Annotated in this window: 17 protein-coding genes and 4 pseudogenes; 10 read left to right on the top strand and 11 right to left on the bottom strand. The window is 70.6% G+C overall.

Annotated elements, in window-relative coordinates:
* Window positions 1–70: 70 nt before the first annotated feature.
* The 5 genes and pseudogenes from ACIREI_RS10540 to sigJ form a co-directional block, all read right to left on the bottom strand.
* Window positions 71–679: a sarcosine oxidase subunit gamma gene (locus ACIREI_RS10540; RefSeq protein ID WP_403330044.1), complete on the bottom strand. Its 609-nt coding sequence runs from the start codon at window positions 677–679 to the stop codon at window positions 71–73.
* On the bottom strand, window positions 672–2963 hold the full coding sequence (locus tag ACIREI_RS10545) for a glycine cleavage T C-terminal barrel domain-containing protein (protein WP_403330047.1): 2292 nt from the start codon (window positions 2961–2963) through the stop codon (window positions 672–674). The genes ACIREI_RS10540 and ACIREI_RS10545 overlap by 8 nt, the downstream gene beginning before the upstream one ends.
* An 88-nt stretch (window positions 2964–3051) precedes the next feature.
* Window positions 3052–3366 (bottom strand): annotated as a pseudogene (locus ACIREI_RS10550) (helix-turn-helix domain-containing protein); the annotation flags it as partial.
* A gap of 47 nt (window positions 3367–3413) precedes the next feature.
* Window positions 3414–4925, bottom strand: coding sequence for a glycoside hydrolase family 43 protein (locus ACIREI_RS10555; protein WP_403330049.1), 1512 nt, complete (start codon window positions 4923–4925; stop codon window positions 3414–3416).
* Between the two features lie 249 nt (window positions 4926–5174).
* Window positions 5175–6092 (bottom strand): RNA polymerase sigma factor SigJ, encoded by a 918-nt coding sequence (gene sigJ, locus ACIREI_RS10560; RefSeq protein WP_403330052.1) that lies wholly within the window; start codon window positions 6090–6092, stop codon window positions 5175–5177.
* A gap of 102 nt (window positions 6093–6194) precedes the next feature.
* On the opposite strand from sigJ, the gene ACIREI_RS10565 reads away from it, so the two are divergent.
* From ACIREI_RS10565 to ACIREI_RS10595, 7 genes are all read left to right on the top strand, one after another.
* Window positions 6195–6569: a hypothetical protein gene (locus tag ACIREI_RS10565; protein WP_403330055.1), complete on the top strand. Its 375-nt coding sequence runs from the start codon at window positions 6195–6197 to the stop codon at window positions 6567–6569.
* Window positions 6570–6877: 308 nt separating this feature from the next.
* Window positions 6878–7855 carry a carbohydrate ABC transporter permease gene (locus ACIREI_RS10570; protein ID WP_403330058.1) on the top strand — a complete coding sequence of 326 codons (978 nt, stop codon included), beginning with the start codon at window positions 6878–6880 and terminating at the stop codon, window positions 7853–7855.
* A gap of 1 nt (window position 7856) precedes the next feature.
* A complete protein-coding gene (locus ACIREI_RS10575; RefSeq protein WP_403330061.1) occupies window positions 7857–8747 on the top strand; it encodes a carbohydrate ABC transporter permease in 891 nt (296 codons plus the stop codon).
* 75 nt (window positions 8748–8822) lie between these two features.
* Complete coding sequence (locus ACIREI_RS10580) at window positions 8823–10106, top strand: ABC transporter substrate-binding protein (RefSeq protein WP_403330064.1); 1284 nt, start codon at window positions 8823–8825, stop codon at window positions 10104–10106.
* A gap of 77 nt (window positions 10107–10183) precedes the next feature.
* Window positions 10184–11512, top strand: a complete 1329-nt coding sequence (locus ACIREI_RS10585) for a Gfo/Idh/MocA family protein (protein WP_403330066.1) — start codon at window positions 10184–10186, stop codon at window positions 11510–11512.
* 40 nt (window positions 11513–11552) lie between these two features.
* On the top strand, window positions 11553–12263 hold the full coding sequence (locus ACIREI_RS10590; RefSeq protein WP_403330068.1) for a GntR family transcriptional regulator: 711 nt from the start codon (window positions 11553–11555) through the stop codon (window positions 12261–12263).
* Between the two features lie 269 nt (window positions 12264–12532).
* Complete coding sequence (locus ACIREI_RS10595) at window positions 12533–14470, top strand: protein-arginine deiminase domain-containing protein (RefSeq protein ID WP_403330071.1); 1938 nt, start codon at window positions 12533–12535, stop codon at window positions 14468–14470.
* A 128-nt stretch (window positions 14471–14598) separates the two neighbouring features.
* Here ACIREI_RS10595 and ACIREI_RS10600 read toward each other — a convergent pair whose 3' ends face one another.
* The gene (locus ACIREI_RS10600; RefSeq protein ID WP_403330074.1) at window positions 14599–15444 is read right to left on the bottom strand and encodes a M20/M25/M40 family metallo-hydrolase; all 846 of its coding nucleotides are present in this window, start codon (window positions 15442–15444) and stop codon (window positions 14599–14601) included.
* 272 nt (window positions 15445–15716) lie between these two features.
* On the opposite strand from ACIREI_RS10600, the pseudogene ACIREI_RS10605 reads away from it, so the two are divergent.
* The 3 genes and pseudogenes from ACIREI_RS10605 (at window position 15717) to ACIREI_RS10615 (ending at window position 17621) form a co-directional block, all read left to right on the top strand.
* Window positions 15717–16643 (top strand): annotated as a pseudogene (locus ACIREI_RS10605) (LysR substrate-binding domain-containing protein).
* A pseudogene (locus ACIREI_RS10610) lies at window positions 16640–16774 on the top strand (hypothetical protein); the annotation flags it as partial. The pseudogenes ACIREI_RS10605 and ACIREI_RS10610, both read left to right, overlap by 4 nt.
* A gap of 16 nt (window positions 16775–16790) precedes the next feature.
* Window positions 16791–17621 (top strand): polysaccharide deacetylase family protein, encoded by an 831-nt coding sequence (locus ACIREI_RS10615; RefSeq protein WP_403330077.1) that lies wholly within the window; start codon window positions 16791–16793, stop codon window positions 17619–17621.
* A 103-nt stretch (window positions 17622–17724) separates the two neighbouring features.
* Here the strand turns inward: ACIREI_RS10615 and ACIREI_RS10620 are convergent, their stop codons facing one another.
* The 5 genes and pseudogenes from ACIREI_RS10620 to ACIREI_RS10640 form a co-directional block, all read right to left on the bottom strand.
* On the bottom strand, window positions 17725–18723 hold the full coding sequence (locus ACIREI_RS10620; protein ID WP_403330080.1) for a sugar phosphate isomerase/epimerase family protein: 999 nt from the start codon (window positions 18721–18723) through the stop codon (window positions 17725–17727).
* 25 nt (window positions 18724–18748) lie between these two features.
* Complete coding sequence (locus tag ACIREI_RS10625; protein ID WP_403330082.1) at window positions 18749–19945, bottom strand: Gfo/Idh/MocA family protein; 1197 nt, start codon at window positions 19943–19945, stop codon at window positions 18749–18751.
* 29 nt (window positions 19946–19974) lie between these two features.
* Window positions 19975–20160 carry an MFS transporter gene (locus tag ACIREI_RS10630; RefSeq protein ID WP_403330085.1) on the bottom strand — a complete coding sequence of 62 codons (186 nt, stop codon included), beginning with the start codon at window positions 20158–20160 and terminating at the stop codon, window positions 19975–19977.
* Window positions 20159–20722: pseudogene (locus tag ACIREI_RS10635) on the bottom strand (MFS transporter); the annotation flags it as partial. The pseudogene ACIREI_RS10635 and the gene ACIREI_RS10630, both read right to left, overlap by 2 nt.
* A gap of 42 nt (window positions 20723–20764) precedes the next feature.
* Window positions 20765–22261, bottom strand: coding sequence for a CoA-acylating methylmalonate-semialdehyde dehydrogenase (locus tag ACIREI_RS10640; RefSeq protein ID WP_403330087.1), 1497 nt, complete (start codon window positions 22259–22261; stop codon window positions 20765–20767).
* Window positions 22262–22290 lie beyond the last annotated feature (29 nt).

Genomic DNA, 22290 nt, shown 5'->3' on the forward strand with positions numbered 1-22290 from the left:
GACGTTGACGGCGAGGCCGCTGCGGCCTCCTTGCAGGTGCCCTCGGCGGGGGCGTCACGCTCGGCCCCCGTCAGGGCACCTCCGGGCCCCGGTACTCGCTCATCGCGTCGATGAGCCAGCGCGCCAGGTAGTCGGCGAACGAGGACCGTGGGAACAGCCGGTAGGTGGGCGTGTCGTCGGCCTGCCAGAGCAGTACGGCGATGGGCCCCACCGTGGTCGAGACGGCCTGGCCGGGTGCGAAGGACCGCGGATGCAGGTCCAGCGGGCAGCCCTTCTCCAGCACCTGCCGGGCGGCCGGGCCGCTCAGCTCCAGCGTGGTGCGGTTCGCGGAGACGTCCACGACCGAGCCCGGGTCGCCGTCGAGCGCCTCTCGCAACTCGTCGGTCACCGCGGCCACTTCGGCCTGGGACAGCACGAGCCACTCGTCCGGGCCGAGCCACAGGACCGTGTGGGGGCCGAACGAGGTGGTCTGGCCGCACCGCCCGGGGAGCGGCGCTCGCAGCACCTTCGCGATGCGGTCGGCCGCTTCGGAAGCTGGGTCGGCCCGGAGGTCGACCATGGTGAGGAACGGCCACTCGGTCAGCGCGACGCCGCGCGCGCCGGTGACGGCGGCGGCGCGCATCCGCTCTTCCATGTGCGCCAACGGGCTCACCCGTGCGTCGATCGTCGGCTCAGCCATCGCGCTTGGTCCCTTCGGGGTCGTAGAGGACGAAGTCGGTCACCTCGACGGGCACCAGTTCCTCGCCCACCGGGGCGAGCAGGGTCTGGCCCTTCCGTGTCTGCCCGTCGGCGACGAGGGCGAGGGCGAAGGGGCGGCCGAGGGCCGGACTGTGGTAGCTGGAGGTGACGTGGCCGAGCATCGGCACGGGCACCGTCTGCAAGTCGGCGTCGGGCGCGACGAGTTGGGTGCCCTCGGGCAGCCGGGTCGTGCGGTCGCTCGGCAGCAGGCCGACCAGTTGCTTGCGGTCGGTGCGGGCGGTGTCGGCGCGGGAGTAGGACCGCTTGCCGACGAAGTCCTTCGCCTTGGAGACCACCCAGGACATGCCCGCGTCCTGCGGGGTGACGGTGTCGTCGGTGTCCTGGCCGACGATGATGTAGCCCTTCTCGGCCCGCAGCACGTGCATGGTCTCGGTGCCGTACGGGGTGATGCCGTACGGCTGTCCGGCCTGCCACACCTGCTCCCAGACGGTCAGGCCGTACCAGGCGGAGACGTTGATCTCGTAGGCGAGTTCGCCGGAGAAGGAGATCCGGCAGATGCGGGCCGGGATGCCGGAGGCCAGGGTGGTCTCGCGGAAGGCCATGAAGGGGAACGCCTCGGCGGACAGGTCGACGTCGGGGGCGAGCCGGGCGACGACCTCGCGCGACTTGGGGCCGACGACGGCGATCGTCGTCCACTGCTCGGTCACCGAGGTGCAGTGCACGTCGAGTTCGGGCCACTCGGTCTGCAGCCACTCCTCCAGCCAGTCCAGCACTCCGGCGGCGCCGCCGGTCGTGGTGGTCATGAAGTAGCGGTTGTCGTCGAGGCGGAGGGTCACACCGTCGTCGAAGATCATGCCGTCCGGCTTGCACATGACGCCGTAGCGGGCCATGCCGGGCTTGAGCTTCTTGAAGGCGTTGGTGTAGATGCGGTCGAGGAACTCGCCCGCGTCCGCGCCCCAGATCTCGATCTTGCCGAGGGTGGAGGCGTCCATGAACGCCACCCCTTCGCGGGCCGCCCTGCACTCGCGGGCCACGGCCGTGTCCATGTCCTCACCGGGCTGGGGGAAGTACCAGGGGCGCTTCCACTGTCCGACGTCCTCGAACAACGCCCCGTGCGCGACATGCCAGCTGTGGAGGGAGGTGGTGCGCTCCGGGTCGAACAGCTCGCCGCGCTCCCGTCCGGCCAGGGCGGCGAAGGCCACGGGCGTGTACGGCGCCCGGTAGGCCGTGGTGCCGATCTCGCCGGGCGCCCCGCCCGCGCCGAGCGCCTCGGCGATCACGCCGATCGCGTTGACGCCGGAGGTCTTGCCCTGGTCGTTGGCCGTGCCGAGCGAGGTGTAGCGCTTGACGTGCTCGACGCCGCGCATGCCGGCGCCGGTGGAGCGCCGGACGTCGGCGACGGTGACATCGCGTTGCAGGTCGACGAAGTGGGTGTCCCAGGTGCCGGGTTCGCCGTCGGGGGCGGGGACCAGCCAGAGGGCACGCGCCGGGCCCGCGGACCGGACATCGCCGGGCGAGGGTACGGGCACCGGGAACCCGGCGTCGGTCGCGGCCCGCGCACCGGCCCGCGCTCCCTCGGCCAGGCAGCCGTCGAGGTCGTAGGTCCCCCGGGCCGCACCGACGACCTGCTGGTCGCGTACGGCGCCATCGGGCACGAAGGCGACCAGCTCCTCGTCCCAGCGCAGCCGCCCCTGACGCTGGCTGTGCAGGTGGACCACCGGGCTCCAGCCGCCCGAGACGGCGAGCAGGTCGCAGTCGAGCGACTGTGGAGCGCCGGTGAGTTGACCGTCGGCGTCGAGGGCCTGGACGGCGACGCCGGTGAGCCTGCGGTCCCCCGCGGTGTCGACCACCGCACTGCCGGTCAGGACCCGCACCCCGGTCGCCACCGCCACTTCGGCGGCCCGGTGGGACAGCTCGGGGCGTGCGTCCACGACCGCGGCGATGTCGATGCCGGCGGCGTGCAGGTCGGCGACCGTGTCGTAGGCGCTGTCGTTGGTGGTGGCGACCACGGCCCGGGAGCCCGGCGCCACGGCGTACCGGTTGAGGTAGGTGTGGACTGCCGCGGCGAGCATGACCCCGGGCCGGTCGTTGCCGGCGAAGGTCAGCGGACGCTCGTGCGCGCCGGTCGCCAGGACGACCTGGCGGGCCCGGATGTGCCACAGCCGCTGGCGCGAGACGCCTTCGGGGGCGTCGGGGGAACAGTCCCACCACCTCCTCGGCGTGGGCGGGCAGGGACCAGGCCCGGCGGGGCCCGACCGCGGCACGTGCGCCGGGCTGTACGCGGTAGGTCCGCCAGATGCGGTTCACCGTGCTCTGGCTCAGACCGGTCTCGGCGGCCATCGAACGCGTCGACCAGCATTGCCTCGCACCCGACGGCGGTGGGGTCAGGGTGCGGACCAGGACGTGCGCCACGGTGTCGTCGTCGGCCGTGGGAGGCCGCCCGGGCCGGGGCTGCTCGTCCAGGCCGTCCAGCCGCTCGGCGAGGAAGCGGGCGCGCCACTTGCCGACCATGTCCCGGGACACCCCGAGACGCCCGGCCACGGCCGTGTTCGTGGGCTCGTCCGCGCACGCCAGCACGATGCGCGCCCGCAGGGCCCGGGCCTGGGAGCAGGTGCGGCTGCGGGACCAGGACAGGAGCGTGGCCCGTTCGTCCTCGGTGAGGACCACGGCGTCGCGGACGGGCAATGACGGTCGGGAGCCCGGCAGTTCGGGTTTCAGTCCTCGCGCGGCTCGTAGTCGAACCAGTCGAAGTGGACGGTTCCGGCCGAGGCGTACATGCCGATCACCCGGCCGGTGAAGCCGCCGGCGACCTCGGTGGACAGGTAGCGGCCGTCGAGCGCCGCCAGCTCGACGAACGTGCCCTGCGCATCCTCCACGCCGAGGGTGACGGTGTCCGGTCCCTGGCGCGCGTCGGTGACCTGCCGAGTGGCGGCCATCTCGATCCTGAGCACCAGCGGTCCGGCGGCCGTGGGGTGGGATGCCACCACTGATCGCAGGGGGCCGATGCGGGCGAGGACCCGCACCTGGCCGGGCGTCGCCTCGATCTCGTAGTGGTGCTGCTCGTCGAGTCGGACGGCCACGCCGCCGCTTCCTTCGGCCGGGTCGACCAGAACCCGTGTGCGGCAGGAGAGATGCTGCTGGCGGCGACCGACGAACGTGACGTCGGGATCGTCGAGCGACTCCCCTCGGGCGCGCAGGCTCAGCCAGCCGGACCGTTCCTTCGTGGTGCAGCTCTGCGCGGGCCGGGAGCGGGGCGAGATCCAGCCGGGGCCGAGTTCACTGAGGTCGAAGTCGTCCCGGACCGGCACGACGGCAGGCTCTCGCAGCGGCCATGGGGGCGCTGCCATCGCGGATGCGACCTCGCCGACGACCGGCCAGTCGTCGACCCAGGTCACCGGAGCCAGGAAGGTCTCCCGGCCGAGTACGTGCCAGCCCGGCGTGCCGCCCCGCGGTCGGACTCCGAGGAACACCATCCACCACGAACCGTCCGGCCCCTGCACCAGGTCCCCGTGGCCGGTGTTCTGGATGGGGTTGTCGGTGCCCCGGTGGGTCAGGACCGGGTTGGCCGGGCAGGGCTCGAACGGCCCGCCCGGCGTGCGGCCGCGGGCGATCGAGACGCCGTGGCACCGCTCGGTGCCGCCCTCGGCGATGAGCAGGTACCAGTAGTCGCCGATGTGGTACAGGTGCGGAGCCTCCGGGGCCTTGGCTCCGGGAGCGCCGGACCACAGCCGCCGTGGCTCACCGAGGGTCTGCCCGGTGTGGGGATCGATGCGGACCTGGCTGACTCCCGCGACGGTGCACCAGCAGTTGCCGTCGTCGTCCCAGGCGAGATCCGGGTCGATGCCGTGCACGCCGGGCAGCCTGATCGGATCGGACCAGGGGCCGGCCGGGTCGGTGGCCGTGAACAGCACATTGCCGTCGCCGCTCACGTTCGTGACGATCAGCCAGAAGCGGCCGTCGTGGTAGCGCAGGGTGGGTGCGTAGAGCCCGCCGGAGGAGTTGGTGTCGGGCGGCAGGCGCAGTTGACCCGGCCGGTCGAGGGCGTTGCCGATCTGGGTCCAGTGCACCAGGTCCCGGCTGTGGAAGACGGGCACGCCGGGGAAGTATTCGAAGCTGGAGCACGCGAGGTAGTACTCCTCGCCCGCCCGGCAGATGCTCGGATCCGGGTAGAAGCCCGGGATCACGGGGTTGTTGATGGTGGCGCCCGTCTCGGGCCTTCTCGACATCCTCATCGAGTCCTTTCACTGGTTGCCGGAGGTTTGCGGTGTGCGTGGCGGGAATTCGGATGGTTTCCGGCGGAGGCCTGCGACAGCCCCCACCCCGGTCCGTGGCCTCGCGAATCCTTCCCGTACGGAACGGCCTGGACACGCCGGAGAGCGCCACGGCACCGGCGCTGGGCGCCCAACGGTTGGGTGTGGAGCACAGGTTCGCTCCTCTCCCCGGCGGCGACTGCGCGCTCGCCGAGCGAGGGCCGGCTAGTTCTCCCGTGCCCACGGCCGCAGCTTCTCCGGGTTGCGGACCGCCCAGATGCGGGTGACGAGCCCGTCCGAGACGTCGAACGAGGCCACGGTCATGACGACGCCGGCCCGCTGGGCGACCAGACCCGGCACACCGTTGACCGACCGCTCCAGGAGTTCGAGTCCCGGAGCCTTGTCGGCGATGGCGACCATGTAATGGGCGATGCGCGCGCCGCCCTCGACCGGGCGCAGGACGGCACCGACCATGCCGCCGCCGTCGGCGGTCATCACGGCGGCCGGGTCGAGGAGACCGACGAGGGTGGCGATGTCCTTGGTCTCCCACGCCTCTTTGACGTGCCTCACCATGTCGGCCCGGCCGGTCGCCGTCACCGGATCACGCGCGACGCTCACCCGCCGCCGGGCGGAGGCCGCCAGCTGCTTGCAGGCGGCTGGAGTCCGGCCGAGGATCTCGGCGATCTCGGCGAACGGGTACCGGAAGACGTCGTGCAGGACGAACGCCACCCGCTCGGCGGGCGTCATCGACTCCAGGACGACGAGGAACGCCATGGACACCGACTCGTCCAGCACGATCTGGTCGGCGGGGTCCACAGGGCCGGTGGGGCCGGCGCCGCCCGCGTGGTCCCACTCGGTGCGGTCGGGCAGCGGCTCGGGCAGCCACGCGCCGACATAGCGTTCACGGCGGGCCCGCGCCGAGCCGAGCAGGTCCAGGCAGATGCGGCTGGTCACCGTCGTCAGCCAGGCGCCGGGAGACAGGATCTCCTCCTGCCGGCTGCGGGGCAGCGCGTACCAGCGTGCGTAGGCGTCCTGTACGGCGTCCTCGGCCTCGGTCACGGAACCGAGCAACCGGTAAGCGACATTGATCAGTTGGCGTTGCTCGCCGGCTATCTCATCCGTGCCGGCCCCGACAGTCCCCATGCTTCCGGCCGCCCCCTCGCCTTACCTTTCGCAGGCCCGCGTCGTCGGGCTGGTGAGACCTTATCGATCTACTGCCCGAATACGGGAAAAGGGGACCGTGACATGGCCACTCAGGTGACAGCGACGGCGAACGCACAGCGCAGCGCCTCCCTCCTGCGGATCGCGATCGCCCTGCAGACCCTGACCATCTTCCTTCAGGCGGTCTCCGCCGGACTGCTGCTGACCTCGTCGTACGGGGAGATGCTGCACAGTGTCGGCGCCCGGGTGATGTACGGGGCGTCGATGCTGTACGTGCTCGCGGCGGTGCTGGCGTGGAAGCCGGGCGGCGGCTCGCCCCGGCCCGTCTGGCACGCGTCGGGTTTCCTCGCGCTCGCCTCGGTCCAGGTCGTGGTCGGCATCGCGCACGTACCGTCGGTCCATCTCCCCCTGGGCGTCCTGATGTTCGGCCTGAGCGTGCTGGCGCTGGCCCGGCGCTGAGGTCGGATGAGGGGGTCGCCGGGGTCAACCTGCACGAGCACGTACAGCGCATGTCATATATGGCGTACGAGATGCCCGACTGAGCGTACGCGCAGGCTCCGAGAGCGTCGGACGCCGCCCCGGCCGCCCCCAACTGCCGTACGCGGCAACCGCATTCCTCAGCGGCCACCACCGACGAATCGCAGCGCGCGGTGTTGACGGTTGCCTCGGACGGTTCTACGTTGCGACGCCATACGACGTACTTCATACGCCATATATGACATGCGCCCTTGAGTCATCCGCCCCACGCTCGATGTCAGGAGGCTTGCATGACCGGCACTCAGGTGCGTCCGCGCCCGGAGGAGGCGCCGGGCGACGGGCGGCGCTCCGCGAGTGCGCAGGAGGCCGACCGGGCACGCAGGCGGCGGCGACGCAGAGAGGCGCTCGCCGCGTACCTCTTCCTGACGCCGTGGTTCGGCGGGCTGCTGTTCATCACCGCGGGGCCGCTGCTGGCGTCTCTCTATCTGTCGTTCACGGACTACAGCCTCATCGGCGGCTCGGACTGGATCGGCCTGGACAACTACACCCGGATGTTCAGCGACGACCCGCGGTTCCTGAAGGCGTTGCGAAACACCACGATCTATGTCTTCGTCTCGGTGCCCCTGCAACTGGCCTTCGCGCTGCTGCTGGCGCTGGTGCTGGACCGGGGTGTGCGTGGCCTCGCCGTCTACCGCTCGGTGTACTACCTGCCCTCGCTGCTCGGCAGCAGCGTGGCCATCGCGATCCTGTGGCGGAAGGTCTTCGGGGACGACGGCCTCTTCAACCACTTCCTCGGTCTGTTCGGCGTCGACGGGCACAGCTGGATCGGCGACCCGTCCACCGCGCTGGGCACGCTCATCGTGCTGAACGTGTGGACCTTCGGCTCACCCATGGTGATCTTCCTGGCCGGGCTGCGGCAGATCCCGGTCAGCTACTACGAGGCGGCCGGAATCGACGGAGCGGGCAAGGTGCGGCAGTTCTTCCACATCACGATGCCGCTGCTGACCCCCGTCATCTTCTTCAACCTGATTCTGCAACTGATCGGCGCCTTCCAGTCCTTCACCCAGGCGTTCGTGGTCAGCGGCGGAAACGGAAGTCCCTCGGACTCGACGCTCTTCTACACGATGTACGTGTACACCAAGGGCTTCAACTCCTTCGAAATGGGCTACGCCTCGGCGATGGCCTGGTTCTTGGTCATCATCATCGCCTGCCTGACCGCACTGAACTTCCTGATGTCGAAGTATTGGGTGTTCTACGGTGACAACTGAGGTGAAAACCGAAAAGGCCTCCCCGGCCGGGCTGAACGACACGCTGCTGGCCAGGGCATTGCTCGCGCTTCGGGGGAAGAAGCTCCTGATCCACCTCGGCCTGATCCTCTTCGGCCTGGTGATGCTCTATCCGCTGCTGTGGATGGTCTCCAGCTCCCTCAAACCGGAGGGGCTCATCTTCCGCGAGCAGGGACTGATTCCCAGCAGTGTCACGGGAGAGAACTTCACCGACGGCTGGAACGCGCTCAGCAGCCCCTTCAGCCACTACCTGGTCAACTCACTGATCATCACGGGCGGCGCCGTACTGGGGAACCTGGCCGCCTGCTCGCTGGCCGCGTACGCCTTCGCGCGCATGGAGTTCCCGCTGAAGCGCTTGTGGTTCGCGCTCATGCTGGGCTCCATCATGCTGCCCCTGCAGGTGGTGATCGTCCCGCAGTACATCCTCTTCAAGCAGCTGGACTGGATCAACACGTTCTACCCGCTGATCGTCCCGAAGTTCCTCGCCACCGACGCCTTCTTCGTCTTCCTGATGGTGCAGTTCATCCGGACACTGCCGCGCGACCTGGACGAGGCCGCGCGGATCGACGGGGCCGGCCACTGGCGCATCTTCAGCCGGATCATCATGCCGCTGTCACTGCCGGCACTGGCCACCACCGCCATCTTCACTTTCATCTGGACCTGGAACGACTTCCTCAGCCAGCTGATCTTCCTGACCGATCCGGACAAGCACACCGCGCCGGTGGCCCTGCGCACCTTCCTCGACTCGTCGGGCCAATCCGCCTGGGGGCCGATGTTCGCGATGTCGGTGCTCTCCCTCGGCCCCATCTTCGGTTTCTTCCTGGCGGGCCAGAAATACCTGGTCCGCGGGGTCGCCGTCACCGGCCTGAAATAGCCCAGCAATTCCGCACCCGGCAATTCCGCACCCGCTGATTCCGCCCACCCGGTACGCACCGAAGGAGAGATTCCCGTGCTTCATCGAAAGAGGACGGCAAGACTCTGCGCGGCACTCGCGGCCACCGGCGCCCTGACCGCCACCGCCGCCTGCGGAGGCGACTCGGGGTCCGGCGACGACGGCAAGGTCACGCTCAAGGTCAGCTGGTGGGGTGAGGCCAGCCGCCACAAGATCACTGAGCAGGCCATCGACGTCTTCGAGAAGCAGAATCCGGACATCACGGTGAAGTCGTCGTACTCCGACTGGACTTCCTACTACGACCAGTTGACCACCAAGGTGGCCGCCGGGGACGCCCCGGACGTCTTCGCCATCGAGATCCGCAAGCTCGGCGAGTTCGCCCGCAAGAACACGCTCGCCGATCTGAAAGGGCTCGTGAACACCGGTGATCTCGATCCGAAGCTGCTCGCCAGCGGCGCCGTGGAGGACACCCAGTACGCCATCCCCACCGGCGCCAACGCCTGGGCCTTGATGGCCAACACCTCCGTCTTCGAGAAGGCGGGGGTGAGCCTGCCCGATGACGCGTCCTGGACCTGGAAGGACTACGAGGACGTCAGCAGCCGACTCACCAAGGCGGGCGGCAGCGGCATCCACGGCACCCAGATCAACTTCAACGACGCCTACCTGACCGCCTTCGCTTCCCAGCGCGGCGAATCGCTCTACGACAACGGCAAGATAGGCGTCTCGGCCGGCACCCTCGCCGACTGGTACCAGCTCAACGTGGACATGATCAAGAGCAAGGGCTCCCCCGACGCCGCCCTCAGCAACGAGCTGGACGCCAACAGCATCGAGCAGTCCCTCATCGGCACCAACAAGGGCGGCATGGGGATGTTCTGGACCAACCAGCTCAGCGCCGCCAGCGTCGCCTCCGGCGAGAAGATCGAGCTGCTGCAGATGCCGCAGGCACCGGGGGCGTCGAGCAGCGGCATGTTCCTCCAGCCGGCGATGTTCTGGGCCGCCAGTGCGCACAGCGAGCAGCGGCAGGCGGCCGGCAAGCTCATCGACTTCCTCGTCAACGACCCGCGGGCCGGCAAGATCCTGGGCAGCGACCGTGGCCTGCCGATGAACAGCAAGGTCCTCGACGAGATCCGGAGCGACCTGCCCGCGGCCGACCAGGCGTCGCTCGACTTCGTCGACAAGGTCCGCGACCGGCTGGCCGACCCGCCCTCGGCCTATCCGGACGGTGCCGCCGACATCCCGGACATGCTGAAGCGCTACGGCCAGGACGTCATCTCCGGCAACAAGACCCCGCAGGACGCCGCCGAGGGGTTCCTGGAGGAGGCGAACAGCACGCTCGGCTGAGCGCCCCGCACCGCTGACGCCCGGCGTACGTGGCGTGAACCGCCTGAACCCGAAGACCCGCGTTTGAGGAGCCGCCTGTGGAATCGCCTGTGGAATCGTCCGGGAAACGCCGCTACGCCGTCGTCGGGCTCGGCCACCGCGCGCAGATGTACGTCGACGCGCTGCTCGGTGACTGGAGCGACACCGGAGAGATCGTCGCGCTGTGCGACGTCAACCGGACCCGGATGGACTTCTACAACCAGCGCATCGCCGCGACGGGCCGCAGGCCCGTGCCGTGCTTCGGCCCGGACGGCTTCACCGCGATGCTGGAGGGTGCCGACGCGGTGGTGGTGACCTCTGTGGACGCCACCCACGCCCACTATGTGTGCGCCGCCCTCGACGCCGGGGTGGACGTCGTGGTGGAGAAGCCGCTCACCACCGACGCGGCGGGCTGCGCGGCGATCGCGGCCGCGGCCGAGCGCAGCACCGCCCGGACCATCGTCACCTTCAACTACCGCTATTCGCCGAGGAATACGGCGCTGCGGCGACTCCTCGCCGACGGCGCCGTCGGCGAGGTGACCTCCGTCCACTTCGAGTGGGTGCTGGACACGCTCCACGGCGCGGACTACTTCCGGCGCTGGCATCGGGACCGGGCCCGCTCCGGCGGGCTGCTGGTGCACAAGTCCACCCACCACTTCGACCTGGTGAACTGGTGGCTGGACGCCGATCCCGAACTGGTCTTCGCCCAGGCGGACCTGCTCTTCTACGGCAGTGAGAACGCCCGCGGACGAGGCCTGGGTCCGCGGCCGGCGCGCGGCACCGGCGCGCCCTCGGCCGCCACCGACCCCTTCCTGCTGGACATGTCCCGCGACGAACGGCTCGCGCGGCTCTACCTCGACGCCGAGCACGAGGACGGCTACCGGCGGGACCAGGACGTGTTCGGGGACGGAGTGACCATCGACGACACCATGGCGGTGCTGGTCCGCTACGACAACCGCGCGATGCTGACCTACTCGCTGCACGCCCACGCACCCTTCGAGGGGTACCGCGTGGCGGTGAACGGCACCGAGGGCCGGGCCGAGTTGGAGGTCTGCGAACGCGCCTGGACGCCGCCACACGCCGCCGTCGACCCCTCGGCGCGGGACAAGGAGCACGCCGAAGGAGCGTGGGAACGACTCACCCTGCAACGGCACTGGTCCCCGCGTGAGGAGATCACCCTGGAGGGCGAAGGCGACGGCGGCGGACATGGCGGCGGGGACCGGCTGCTCCTCGACGACGTCTTCCGCGGCCCCGCCCGGGACCCCCTGGGTCGGCAGGCGGGATACCGCGACGGCATCCGCAGCGTGCTCGTGGGCGTCGCGGCGAGCACCTCGGCCGCCACTCACCGACCGGTGAGGCTGGTGGAGAACGGCACCCGCCTCGGATGACCGCCCGATGCCGCCCCCGAGCCCTGGGAGCTGTTGCCGCATGAATGCGTCCCTGCCCGGCCCCACACCGGCCGTTCCCATCCCCTCCCGGACCCAGTTCGTCCTCGAACACCTGACGCAGGCCATCCTCACCGGCCAGCTGCCGCCGGGACAGCCGCTGGTCGAGATCGAGCTGGCCGGGCGGTTCGGGGTGTCCAAGACGCCCGTACGCGAAGCGCTCAAGACGCTGGCCGGACGCGGCCTGGTGGTGATGAGCGAGTTCAAGGGCGCGGCAGTGCGCGCGGTGGACGCGACCATGGCGCGCTCCGTCTACGACGTACGGCTGATGCTCGAACCTGAGGCACTGCGCCGCAGCACGCTCGCGCATTCGGGATTCGCCGGCGCCCAGGAGGCCCTGGACCGCGCCGACGCCGCCGAGGACCGGGCCGAGCGCTCCCTGGCCAACCGCGATTTCCACCGCGCGCTCTATCACCCCTGCGGCAACCCGCTCCTGGTACGCATGCTGGACGACCTGCGCGACCAGGCGGCACTGGTCTCCGTGGTGGCCTGGGAGTCCACCCCGAGCTGGGAGCGGGAGGCGGAGGAGCATCGGCGGATCCTCGCCCGCGCACTGGAGGGCGACGCGAGCGGCGCCGCGCATCTGCTGTACGACCACATCGCGGAGTTCGTACGCCGCGCCTTCCCGCAATCCGCGACGGGAGAGGGGCGGGAGCCGGACATCGCAGCCCGGCCTGACGCGATCGGCCGGTAGGGGGCCGTACGGAGGGGCGCCGCACCAGCCCGGCCCCAACCGGACGGCCGCACCGTGCAATCGCCCGCAGGGTGAACGAAATTGGAGCGGGCTCTACGTTCCGCCGCCCCCTCCTGCCCACGGCACTGACCCGCCTGGTGGCAACTCATCAGCTACTCATCAACACCTCATCAACAAGGATGACTTCGCTCCGCACAGGCAACGCACAGCACCCGTTCCGCCTCATCCTCTTCGACGGGGGACCACCGTACGGAACGAAGGGAAGCGATGTGCGCACGAGAAACGCTGGACGAGTGGTGCTCGCCCTCACCACGACGGGAGCGGTGCTGACACCTCCGGCGCTCGCATACGCGGCGGAGCCGCCGCGCGTCGACCTGAGGGCGGACGTCAACCGCGACGGGCGGATCGACCTCACCGGCGGCACCGACGCGGCCGGCGAGGACACCTGGTCCGTCGCGCGGGGAGCGGTCTTCCTGCCCAACATCGACGACGACAGCAAGCGATGCCCGACCACCGGCCCGGGCGGCCGCCCGCTCTCCGACGCCGCACTGGCCGTCTGCAACGACGCCTCCGACAAGAAGGTCAACGGCAGGGCCGACGCCGCCGACCTGGCCCGGGTGCGCTCGGCACCGATGCGGAAGCTGCCCTCCGACGCCAAGGGCAGTGTCAAGGTCACCAAGGGCGCCGCGCAGACCAGGGTCTTCGTCAAGCAGAACGGCGCCTGGAAGCCGGTGACTTCGCAGACCCGGCTGACGCGGGCCGAGCTGCGCGCCGGCGTCGAGTTCGGCGTCGAGGGCAAGGACGTGATCCGCGACAGCGCGAAATGGGACGGCCGCACGGCGATCCGCCTGGAAGTGACCTCGTCCGCCGGCACCGCCTCCGACACCGTCACCCTGCGCGCGGCCCCGCTGCTCACCCACCACGCCCTGCAGAACACGCAGCAGTTGCTGGTCACCAAGGTCGGCGGCAGCGACCCCTGGGCCAAGCTCCAGCGAAAGTTCGTCAAGGACCTGGAGAAGGAGGCCCAGCAGGCCGGCATCACCAAGCCGCTGGTGACGTTCGAGAAGTACGGCGACGTCTGGGCCCAGGACTTCGTCGAGCCGGCCTACCTCAACATGACCGGCGCGGACGGCAAGCAGCGGACGATGCGCGTCATGCTGCGCTCCGCCCAGGACCGCGAGGCCGGGCGCGAGCTCTACGAGAAGCTGCGCGGACCGAACATCGGTGTCGTCCAGGCCAAGGGCCGCGACATGCAGGGCTGGGAGACCCTGAACTCCTACGGCAACCTGGAGACCATCCCGCCCCACGTGCACAACGGCAAGTCGTTCCCGGCCGGCCGGATCATCATGGGAGAGCGCAGGGACGGCAGCGGAGTGCGCCCCTCGAAGGAGATACGCACGCTGCTGAAATCCCAGGGCCTGCAGGACCCGCTCCTGCTGGACACCTCATGGCTGCACGTGGGGCACGTCGACGAGTTCGTGCAGTTCCTGCCCGCCGACACCCCGCGCGGCTGGCGGATCGGCGTCGCCGACCCCGAGGCCGGACTGCAGCTCCTGCGCGACGCACGGCAGGGCGGCCACGGCGCGACCAAGATGTTCTCCGTCCCGGGCCTCGACGGAGTACAGGCCCCCACGGAAACCGTCGACCAGGCCCTCGCCTCCCGCCACCTGGTGGCCGACAACGAGATGGCCGACAGGAAGATCGCGGCCAACCTGGAGATCCTGAAGCGGGAGACGGGCGTCACCGACGAGGAGATCGTCCGGGTGCCCGCCCTGTACACACGGGGCATCGACAGCGGCGACGGGGGGACCCGTGTGCCGCTGCTCCGCCGTCTCGGCGGCAGCGCCGCCCCGGAGGCCGCCGAGAAGCACGGTCAGCAGCGGTTCCTCGACCGCGCCGACGAGCCGGCCGCCGGAGGCTCTCCCTCCGCCGCCCGGGCTCCCGGGACCGTCATGACCAGTGCGTACGTCCCGGGAGCCGTCAACGGCATCCTGCTCTCCCGCGACCGCTACCTCGCCCCGCGCCAGTGGGGTCCCGTCATCGGCGGCAAGGACATCTTCACCGAGGCCGTCACCGCCGCGTACACGCGTGCCGGCATGCGGGTGTCGTACGTCGACGACTGGTACACGTACCACCTCGGCATGGGCGAGATCCACTGCGGCACCAACACCTTGCGCGACGCCTCCGCCGCCTGGTGGAAGCCGTAGCCGCACCGCCCCGGAGCGACCGGGTCCCAAGTGCCGGCCTGCTGACCCCGGGCCGGCAGGTCGTCCTGCGCCGCGGCGACCGCCGCCTTCCAAGCGGGCGGTCCGCTACGCCGACCGCGCAGCGGGCTTCAGGAACAGAAGTCGGTGATGGTGGCGGTGAGGATGTCGGTGAGGCGGTCCAGCGAGGCGAGGTCGACGTACTCGGTGGCCGCGTGGGCGCCTTCGCCGTCGACGCCGAAGAGCAGGCAGGGGATGCCGGCGCGGTCGAGCAGGGCGCAGTCCGTCCAGAAGGGCTCGACCCGTACCACCGGTGGATGGCCGAGGGCCTGTTCGGCGTGGTGGGTGAGAGTGCGGACGATGTCGGCCTCGGGGTCGGCTTCGAAGGGGGCACGGTGCAGACCGCGGGTCAGGCGGTAGCGGAAGTCGGGGACCGTGGCCGCGAGTTGGTCGAGTACGGCGGTCAGTTCGCGCTCCACGCTGTCGGCGTCCTCGCCGGGGACAGTGCGGCGCTCCAGGGTGATGTGGCAGCGCGCCGGGTAGGTGGACGGCTCCTCACCGCCCTGGATGACGGAGGCGTGCACGGTGCCGGTGCCCAGGAGGGGGTGGGCCGGGCCCTGGGCCAGGCGCCGGCCCAGGTCCTCCAGGGCGACCAGGAAGTGCCCGGCCTTGGCGATGGCGTCGATGCCGAGATCGGGCCGGGAGCCGTGGGCCGCGCGGCCTTCGATCCGTACGTCGAACCAGGCGAAGCCCTTGTGGGCGAGGGTGACTTCGAGGTGGCTCGGCTCGGTGACGATCGCCGCGTCGGCGGTGAAGGACTCCAGCACCTCCTCGGTGCCGAAGCTGCCGTGTTCCTCGTCGGCGACGCAGGCGAGGATGACGTCGCCGCGCAGCGGGCCGTGGGCGGTGGCGCGGGCGGCGGCGACCATCATGGCCGCGATGCCGCCCTTCATGTCGAAGGTGCCGCGGCCGTACATCCTGCCGCGCGGATCTGCGGGTCGAGCGGGTCGCCGTCGTAGTCGGCGAGGCTGACGGTGTCGAGATGGCCGTTGAACATGAGGGACCGGCCGCCGCCGGGGCGCCGGGACGCGCATGCCACGGCAGCGTACGGGGGGAGGAAGCAGTCTCAGTCACACGACGAGAGTGCGGCGCCCGCATGCGATCGGTCCAGCGAATGTTTCCGACCTATACTCATCGACAAAACCGATCATTAGGGTGCGTCGGACGGCGGCGAGGAGAGCGGGTGCCCATGTTCGACCTGCACCGGCTGCGCCTACTGCGGGAACTGAAGCACCGCGGCACCCTGGCAGCCGTCGCCGCCGCCCTGTCCTACGCGCCCTCCTCCGTCTCCCAGCAGCTCTCGCAACTGGAGGCCGAAGTCGGCGTCCCGCTCCTCGAGCCGGTGGGGCGGCGGGTACGGCTGACCGAGCAGGCCGAGATCCTCGTCGCCCACACCGAAGCGGTCCTGGAACGCCTGGAGCGCGCGGAGGCGGACATCGCCGCCTCTCTGACCGACCTGACCGGCACGCTCCGTATCGCCTCGTTCCAGACGGCCGCCCTGGCCCTGGTTCCCACCGCGCTGAGCCTGCTGCGCGACCGGCACCCGCACCTCCGGATCCACCTCACGCACATGGAACCGGAAAAGGCCCTCCCCGCCCTGCAGGCCCGCGACTTCGACCTGGTGCTCGCCGAGGAATACCCGGGCAACCCGAACCCGCGGCCCGCCGAGCTCGAATAGGAAGACCTGCTCGACGACCCCCTCCATCTGGCACTGCCCAGGCCGCCGGACGGATCGGACACGGCCGGCGATGGCCCGCTGGCGGCGCTGCGCTCACTCGGCGACCACCCTTGGGTGATGGAACCCGAAGGCACCGCCGCCCGGCACTGGGCCATGACCCTGTGCCGCAACGCCGGCTTCGAACCCGACGTACGGTTCGAGACCACCGACCTCCTGCTCCACCAGCGCCTCGTCGAGCAGAACCACGCCGCGGCCTTCCTGCCCGGCCTCGTCTGGAGCGGACAGCCTTCGACCGTCCCCCTGCGGCAACTCCCCCGCGGCCAGCGCACACGCCGCATCTTCACCGTCGTACGCCAAGGCCGCAGCCGACACCCTGCCATCCAGGCGTGCCGGGGCGCCCTCCACCACGCGGTCACCCTCCGCTCCGAACAGGCATGAGCGACGCGCGATGCGGTGTCGGCCACAGCAACGACGGCAGCAGGCATCGTCCGGGGTTGGCTGCCGTGTTCGGGCCGTCCGGCAGCGGCAAGTCGTCCCTGCTGCGGGCGGGGCTCATTCCGAGATTGTGCCGCCGCCCTGGACGACATGGCGTTCACCGGCGACGGCGGACTGCGGGTGTCCTTCGACTGCGGGGAGGTCGGTCCCTCGGGCGCCGGGGCCTACATGGTGACCGTCCCCAAGAAGACGGTCACCCCCTGGCTGTCCGGTTTCGGAAAGCGTGCCCAGCAGCAGCCCCTGACGCCCAGCCGCTCGCTCGACCTGGGCACGGCCGACGTCCCCGAGCCGGCCGTCCCCTCCCACACCGCCTCCGACGACGACACCGACTGCAAGAAGGTCAAGTGCGTCGCCCTGACCTTCGACGACGGACCGGCGGTGCCGGAGACGGCGACCCTGCTGACGTACCTGGCGCAGTACAAGGCGCGCGCCACCTTCTTCACCACGGGCCAGAACGTCGCCGCCCACCCCGACCTGGTCCGCGCCGCCGCCCGCGCCGGGAACGAGATCGGCAACCACTCCTGGAACCACCCCGACCTCACCAAGCTCACCCCCGAGCAGATCGCCTCCCGGCTCAACCGGACCAACACCGCCGTCAAGGCCGCCCCCGGCCAGGAGCCCACCCTCTTCCGTCCTCCCTACGGCGCCATCAACACCCAGGTCCGGGCCGCCACCCGCCTCTCCCCCGTGCTGTGGGACGTGGACACCGAGGACTGGGAGTACCCGCGACGCCGCCAAGGTCGCCCAGACGGTCATGGCCAAGACGCAGGCCAACGACGTCGTCCTGATGCACGACATCCACCCCACCTCGGTGGCCGCCGTCCCTCAGATCCTGCGCACCCTGACCGCCCGCGGCTACCACTTCGTCACCGTCAGCCACCTGCGCGCCACCCTCTGACCGGCCGCCCGCCGGCTGGATGACGACAGCCCGCCTCGTCGGCGGCGATGCCCGACTGCTCCGACCCGACGCGGCCCCGTTCCCAGTGCTCCTGGGAACGGGGCCACGCAGGCCGGCGGATATGACTTACAGCGCGGACGCGGCGCTGTGGAGGTTCTTGGCGGCCAGGGCGAGGCCTTCGGTCTGGGAGTAGGCGGCGTCCTCGTGCTCGATGTTGACGGCCATGTCGGGGTCGATGTCGGCGAGGGCGCGCAGGAACTCGGTCCAGAAGGGGACGTCGTTGCCGAGGCCGACGGCGACGAACTTCCAGGCCGGGTTCTCGGGCCAGGCGTTGCACCAGAAGCCGTAGCCGGTGGGGACCTTGCCGTCGGCGTCGGCGGGGACGCGGGTGAAGGAGGTGTCGAGGACGCCGCGGATGTCGGCGCCGGGGCAGAGGGTGGCGTCCTTGGCGGCGGCGTGGAAGACGAGTGGGCCCAGCCACTTGATGGAGGCGATGACGTCCATGCCCTGCCACATCAGGTGCGAGGGGTCCATCTCGGCGCCGACGTTCGTCAGGCCGCCCTCGTCGACGAGCCGCTTCAACGTGACCGGGGAGAAGACGACGTTGTGCGGGTGCATCTCGATGGCGACGCGCACGTCGTTCTCCTGGGCGAGGGCGTCGATCTCCTTCCAGAACTCGACGGCCACGCCCCACTGGTAGTCCAGGACGTCCATGTACACGCCGTCCCACGGATTCACGACCCAGGAGGGGTACTTGGCGTCGGGGTCGGAGCCGGGGGTGCCGGACATGGTGACGACGTGCTTGACGCCGAGGAGGCCGGCGAGGCGGATGGTGCGGCGCAGGTCGTCGGCGTGCTTGGGGCCTACGCCGGGCAGCGGGTTGAGCGGGTTGCCGTTGCAGTTGAGGCCGGTCAGTTCCATGCCGCGCTCGGCGAAGGTCGCGAGGTACTCGTCGCGGGCGGTGGCGGAGGAGAGCAGGAGGTCGACGGGGCAGTGCGGCGAGGGGATGAAGCCGCCGGTGTTGACCTCGACCGAGGTCAGGCCGTTGGCCTTGAGGATGTCGAGGGCTTCGGTGAGGGTGCGGTCGTGGAGACAGGCGGTGTAGGCGCCGAGCTTGAGGGCCATGAGTCTTTTCCTTCGGTAGGAGGGGTCAGGCGACGGGCGGGACGGGGGCGGCGGCGCCACCGTTCTGGGAGGACTGGACGACGGCCCGGATGATCTCCATGGTCCGCAGCGCGTCGGCGAAGGTGGCGCAGGCCGGCAGCGGCTCGGCGACGCCCGCGACCTGGTCGAGGAACGCCCGTGCCTGGTAGGTGAAGTTGTCACCGTTGGCGGCGCCGACACCCGGAGCTTCCATCGGGACCCCGCCCGCGAAGTACGGCAGCTGCGGGCCGGCGATGACCTGCCGGGCGCCGCGGGTGCGGGCGTCGGGCTGGGCGTCGTCGAAGAGGTACTCGGCAGGACGGTGCTGGTCGAACGCGGCCCGGCCGCCCACGCCGAGGACGTCGAAGAAGAGCCCGTTGGGCAGGCCGAAGCCGGTGCGCGTCACCGAGAAGGTGCCGACCAGGCCGGACTCGAAGCGGGCGGTGAAGGTGGCGGTGTCCTCGTTCTCGACCTCGCCGAACTCGTCGGAGACCGGGGCGGCGTTGTGCCCGACGACCGCTCCCAGCGGCAGCGGCCGCTCGGTGATCTGCGTCGACAGCGAGGCACCGGACACCGAGACGACGGGACCGGCCACGTACTCGGCGACGTCGATGACGTGCGAGCCGATGTCACCGAGCGCGCCGGAACCCGGTCCGCCCTTGAACCGCCAGCTCAGCGGCCCCTTCGGGTCGGTGGCGTAGTCGCACCAGTAGCGGCCGCTGAACAGGGTGAGGTCGCCCAGCTCACCGCGGACGACGTGGTCGCGGATCGCGGCGATGCCCGGAGCCCGGCGGAAGGTGTACCCGACGGCGGTCACCACCTCGGCGGTGGTCTCCAACTCGGCCATGGCTCGGGCGTCTTCGAGCGACCCGGCGAGCGGCTTCTCGCACAGCACATGCTTGCCGGCGGCGACCAGCGCCTCCGCGATCGGCCGGTGCAGGGCGTTGCCGACGACGATGCTGACGGCGTCGATCGTCGGGTCCTCGACGACGGCCTCCCAGCTGGGGAGCGCCTTCTCGAAGCCGTAGCGGCGGGCGGCGTCCTCGCCGAGCGCGACGTTGGCGTCGGCGATCGCGGCCAGCCGGACCGGCGGCAGACCGGCCCCGAAGACCGTGTTGACGTTGCGGTATCCGGCGGCGTGGCTGCGGCCGGCCATACCGGCCCCGATCACCGCGACGGACAGGGGTTTGGCGGAGGTGGTCATGGCGGTGCCTTTCGAAGCGAAGAAGTGACCTAGGCGGCGAACTGCCGGCGGAAGTGGGACTCGTTGGCCTCCATCGAGCGGTCCCGGGTCTCAGGAACAGTGCGGACGTAGTAGGAGAACGTGGCGGCGTTGATCGCGGCGAAGAGCAGGAAGGTGACTCCGCCGACCGCGTCGATCAGCGGCGGGAACACCAGCGTGACCGCGAAGTTGGCCATCCGCCGTCTCGGCGATGACCGCCTTGGACGTGTAGGCCAGGAGCTGACCGGTCACGATCATCAGCTCGTTCTGGGTGACGAGCCGGCCGCGGTGCTCGGCGGGCGCCGGCTCCGCGATGAACACCGGCACCGTCGCGGACGAGCCACCCACGGCGAGTCCCCGCAGCACACGGAACAGCACCGTCACCGACAGGTCGGGTGCGAGCCCGGTGCCCAGCGCGCCGGCGAAGAACAGGACGGCGAGTGCGAGGATCGTCCGCTTGCGCCCGTGCCGGTCGGCGAGCCGCCCGCCGTACAGGGCTCCGAAGGCGGCACCGAGGACGAGTGAGGAGGCGACGATTCCCTCGGTCAGCGGGGTGAGGCCCAGCCCGCCCTCCTCGGGCGAGAGGGCCGTGAAAGGGAGTGCACCCGAGATGACCCCGGTGCCGTAGCCGAAGAGCAGTCCGCCGAACGTGGCGATGACGGTGATGGTCCGCAGCCGCCGGTAGACCTCGCGAGAGGCGTGGTCGCTGACGGCCGGGTTTGTGGTGGGGGCCTCAGTGGCGTCGTCCCTGACGTCCACGGCCACCTCCTACGGATCGGGGCGTGTGGGGGGAACCGGGTCTCAGCTGGAGGTGGGGAAGTTGAAGCCGGCCGTGAGCTGCTGCTCGGTCCGGGGCCAGCGGGTGGTGACGACCTTGGGGCGGGTGTAGAAGCGGATGCCCTCGGGGCCGTGGATCGGCGAGTCGCCGATGAGGGAGTCCTTCCAGCCGCCGAAGGAGTAGTACGACATCGGGACCGGGACGGGGACGTTGATGCCGATCATGCCGACGTTGATCCTGCGCTGGAAGCGGCGGGCGGCCTCGCCGGAGGCGGTGAACAGGGCGGTGCCGTTGCCGTAGGGGTTGGCGTTGATGACGTCGATCGCCTCATCCAGGCTGTCCACGCGGAGAATCGCCAGGACCGGGCCGAACAGCTCCTCCTTGTAGGCGTCCATCTCGGTGGTGACGTGGTCGAGGAGGGAGGGGCCGGTGAAGAAGCCCTCCTCGTGCCCGTCGACCTTCAGCCCGCGGCCGTCGACGACGACGGTGGCGCCCTGGGTGGCGGCGGTGCCGACCGCGTTCTCGACGCGCTCCTGAGAGGCCTTGGTGACCAGCGGGCCCATCTCGGTGCCGGGGGCGTCACCGGGGCCCACCTTCACCTCGCGGGCCTTGCGCTCCAGGATCTCCACCAGCCCGTCCGCCGCGTCCCCGACGGCCACGGCGACGGAGACGGCCATGCAGCGCTCGCCCGCGGAGCCGTAGGCGCCGGCGGTGATGTGGTTGGCGGCGAATTCGAGGTCGGCGTCGGGCAGGACGACGGCGTGGTTCTTGGCGCCGCCGAGGGCCTGGACCCGCTTGCCGTGGCCGGTGGCGGTCTCGTGGACGTACTTGGCGATGGGGGTGGAGCCGACGAAGGAGACCGCCTGGATTCCGGGGTGGGTCAGGATCGCGTCGACCGCGTCCTTGCCGCCGTGGACGACGTTGAAGACGCCGTCGGGCAGACCCGCCCTCTTGTACAGCTCGGCCACGAAGTTGGCGGCGGAGGGGTCCCGCTCACTCGGCTTCAGCAGGAACGTGTTGCCGGTGGCGATGGCGATGGGGTGCATCCACAGCGGCACCATGGCCGGGAAGTTGAACGGCGTGATGCCCGCGACGACACCCAGCGGCTGGCGGAAGTTGTGCACGTCCACGCCACGGGAGACCTGGTCGGAGAAGGAGCCCTTCAACACGTCGCCGAGGCCGCAGGCGAACTCCACGACCTCACGGCCGCGCGTGATCTCGCCGCGCGCGTCGTCGACGGTCTTGCCGTGCTCGGCGGAGATGATCCGGCCCAGCTCCTCCTCGTGGTCGACGAGGAGCTGGCGGAAGGCGAACATCACCTGGGTGCGCTGGGTGAGGGACGACTCCGACCAGGTCTCGAAGGCCTGCGTGGCGGCGGCGACGGCGGTGTCCACGTCGGCGGCGCCGCCCAGGACCACCTGGGCCTGCTCGGCACCGGTGGCCGGGTTGAACACCGGCTGGGTGCCGGCGGCGGAGCCCGGGACGGGGCTGCCGTTGATCCAGTGCTGGATGGTCTTCACGGTGCGGGTTTCCTTTGCGGGGACGGGAC

The sequence above is a fragment of the Streptomyces sp. NPDC093591 genome (assembly GCF_044764885.1).
Taxonomy (GTDB): domain Bacteria; phylum Actinomycetota; class Actinomycetes; order Streptomycetales; family Streptomycetaceae; genus Streptomyces.

Excerpts from the sequence above, each read along its gene's own strand:
- ACIREI_RS10540 (WP_403330044.1), bottom strand. The coding sequence starts at position 679 with ATGGCTGAGCCGACGATCGACGCACGGGTGAGCCCGTTGGCGCACATG.
- ACIREI_RS10555 (WP_403330049.1), bottom strand. The coding sequence starts at position 4,925 with ATGTCGAGAAGGCCCGAGACGGGCGCCACCATCAACAACCCCGTGATC.
- sigJ (WP_403330052.1), bottom strand. The coding sequence starts at position 6,092 with ATGGGGACTGTCGGGGCCGGCACGGATGAGATAGCCGGCGAGCAACGC.
- ACIREI_RS10565 (WP_403330055.1), top strand. The coding sequence starts at position 6,195 with ATGGCCACTCAGGTGACAGCGACGGCGAACGCACAGCGCAGCGCCTCC.
- ACIREI_RS10570 (WP_403330058.1), top strand. The coding sequence starts at position 6,878 with ATGACCGGCACTCAGGTGCGTCCGCGCCCGGAGGAGGCGCCGGGCGAC.
- ACIREI_RS10590 (WP_403330068.1), top strand. The coding sequence starts at position 11,553 with ATGAATGCGTCCCTGCCCGGCCCCACACCGGCCGTTCCCATCCCCTCC.
- ACIREI_RS10600 (WP_403330074.1), bottom strand. The coding sequence starts at position 15,444 with ATGTACGGCCGCGGCACCTTCGACATGAAGGGCGGCATCGCGGCCATG.
- ACIREI_RS10615 (WP_403330077.1), top strand. The coding sequence starts at position 16,791 with ATGGCGTTCACCGGCGACGGCGGACTGCGGGTGTCCTTCGACTGCGGG.
- ACIREI_RS10620 (WP_403330080.1), bottom strand. The coding sequence starts at position 18,723 with ATGGCCCTCAAGCTCGGCGCCTACACCGCCTGTCTCCACGACCGCACC.
- ACIREI_RS10625 (WP_403330082.1), bottom strand. The coding sequence starts at position 19,945 with ATGACCACCTCCGCCAAACCCCTGTCCGTCGCGGTGATCGGGGCCGGT.
- ACIREI_RS10630 (WP_403330085.1), bottom strand. The coding sequence starts at position 20,160 with ATGGCCAACTTCGCGGTCACGCTGGTGTTCCCGCCGCTGATCGACGCG.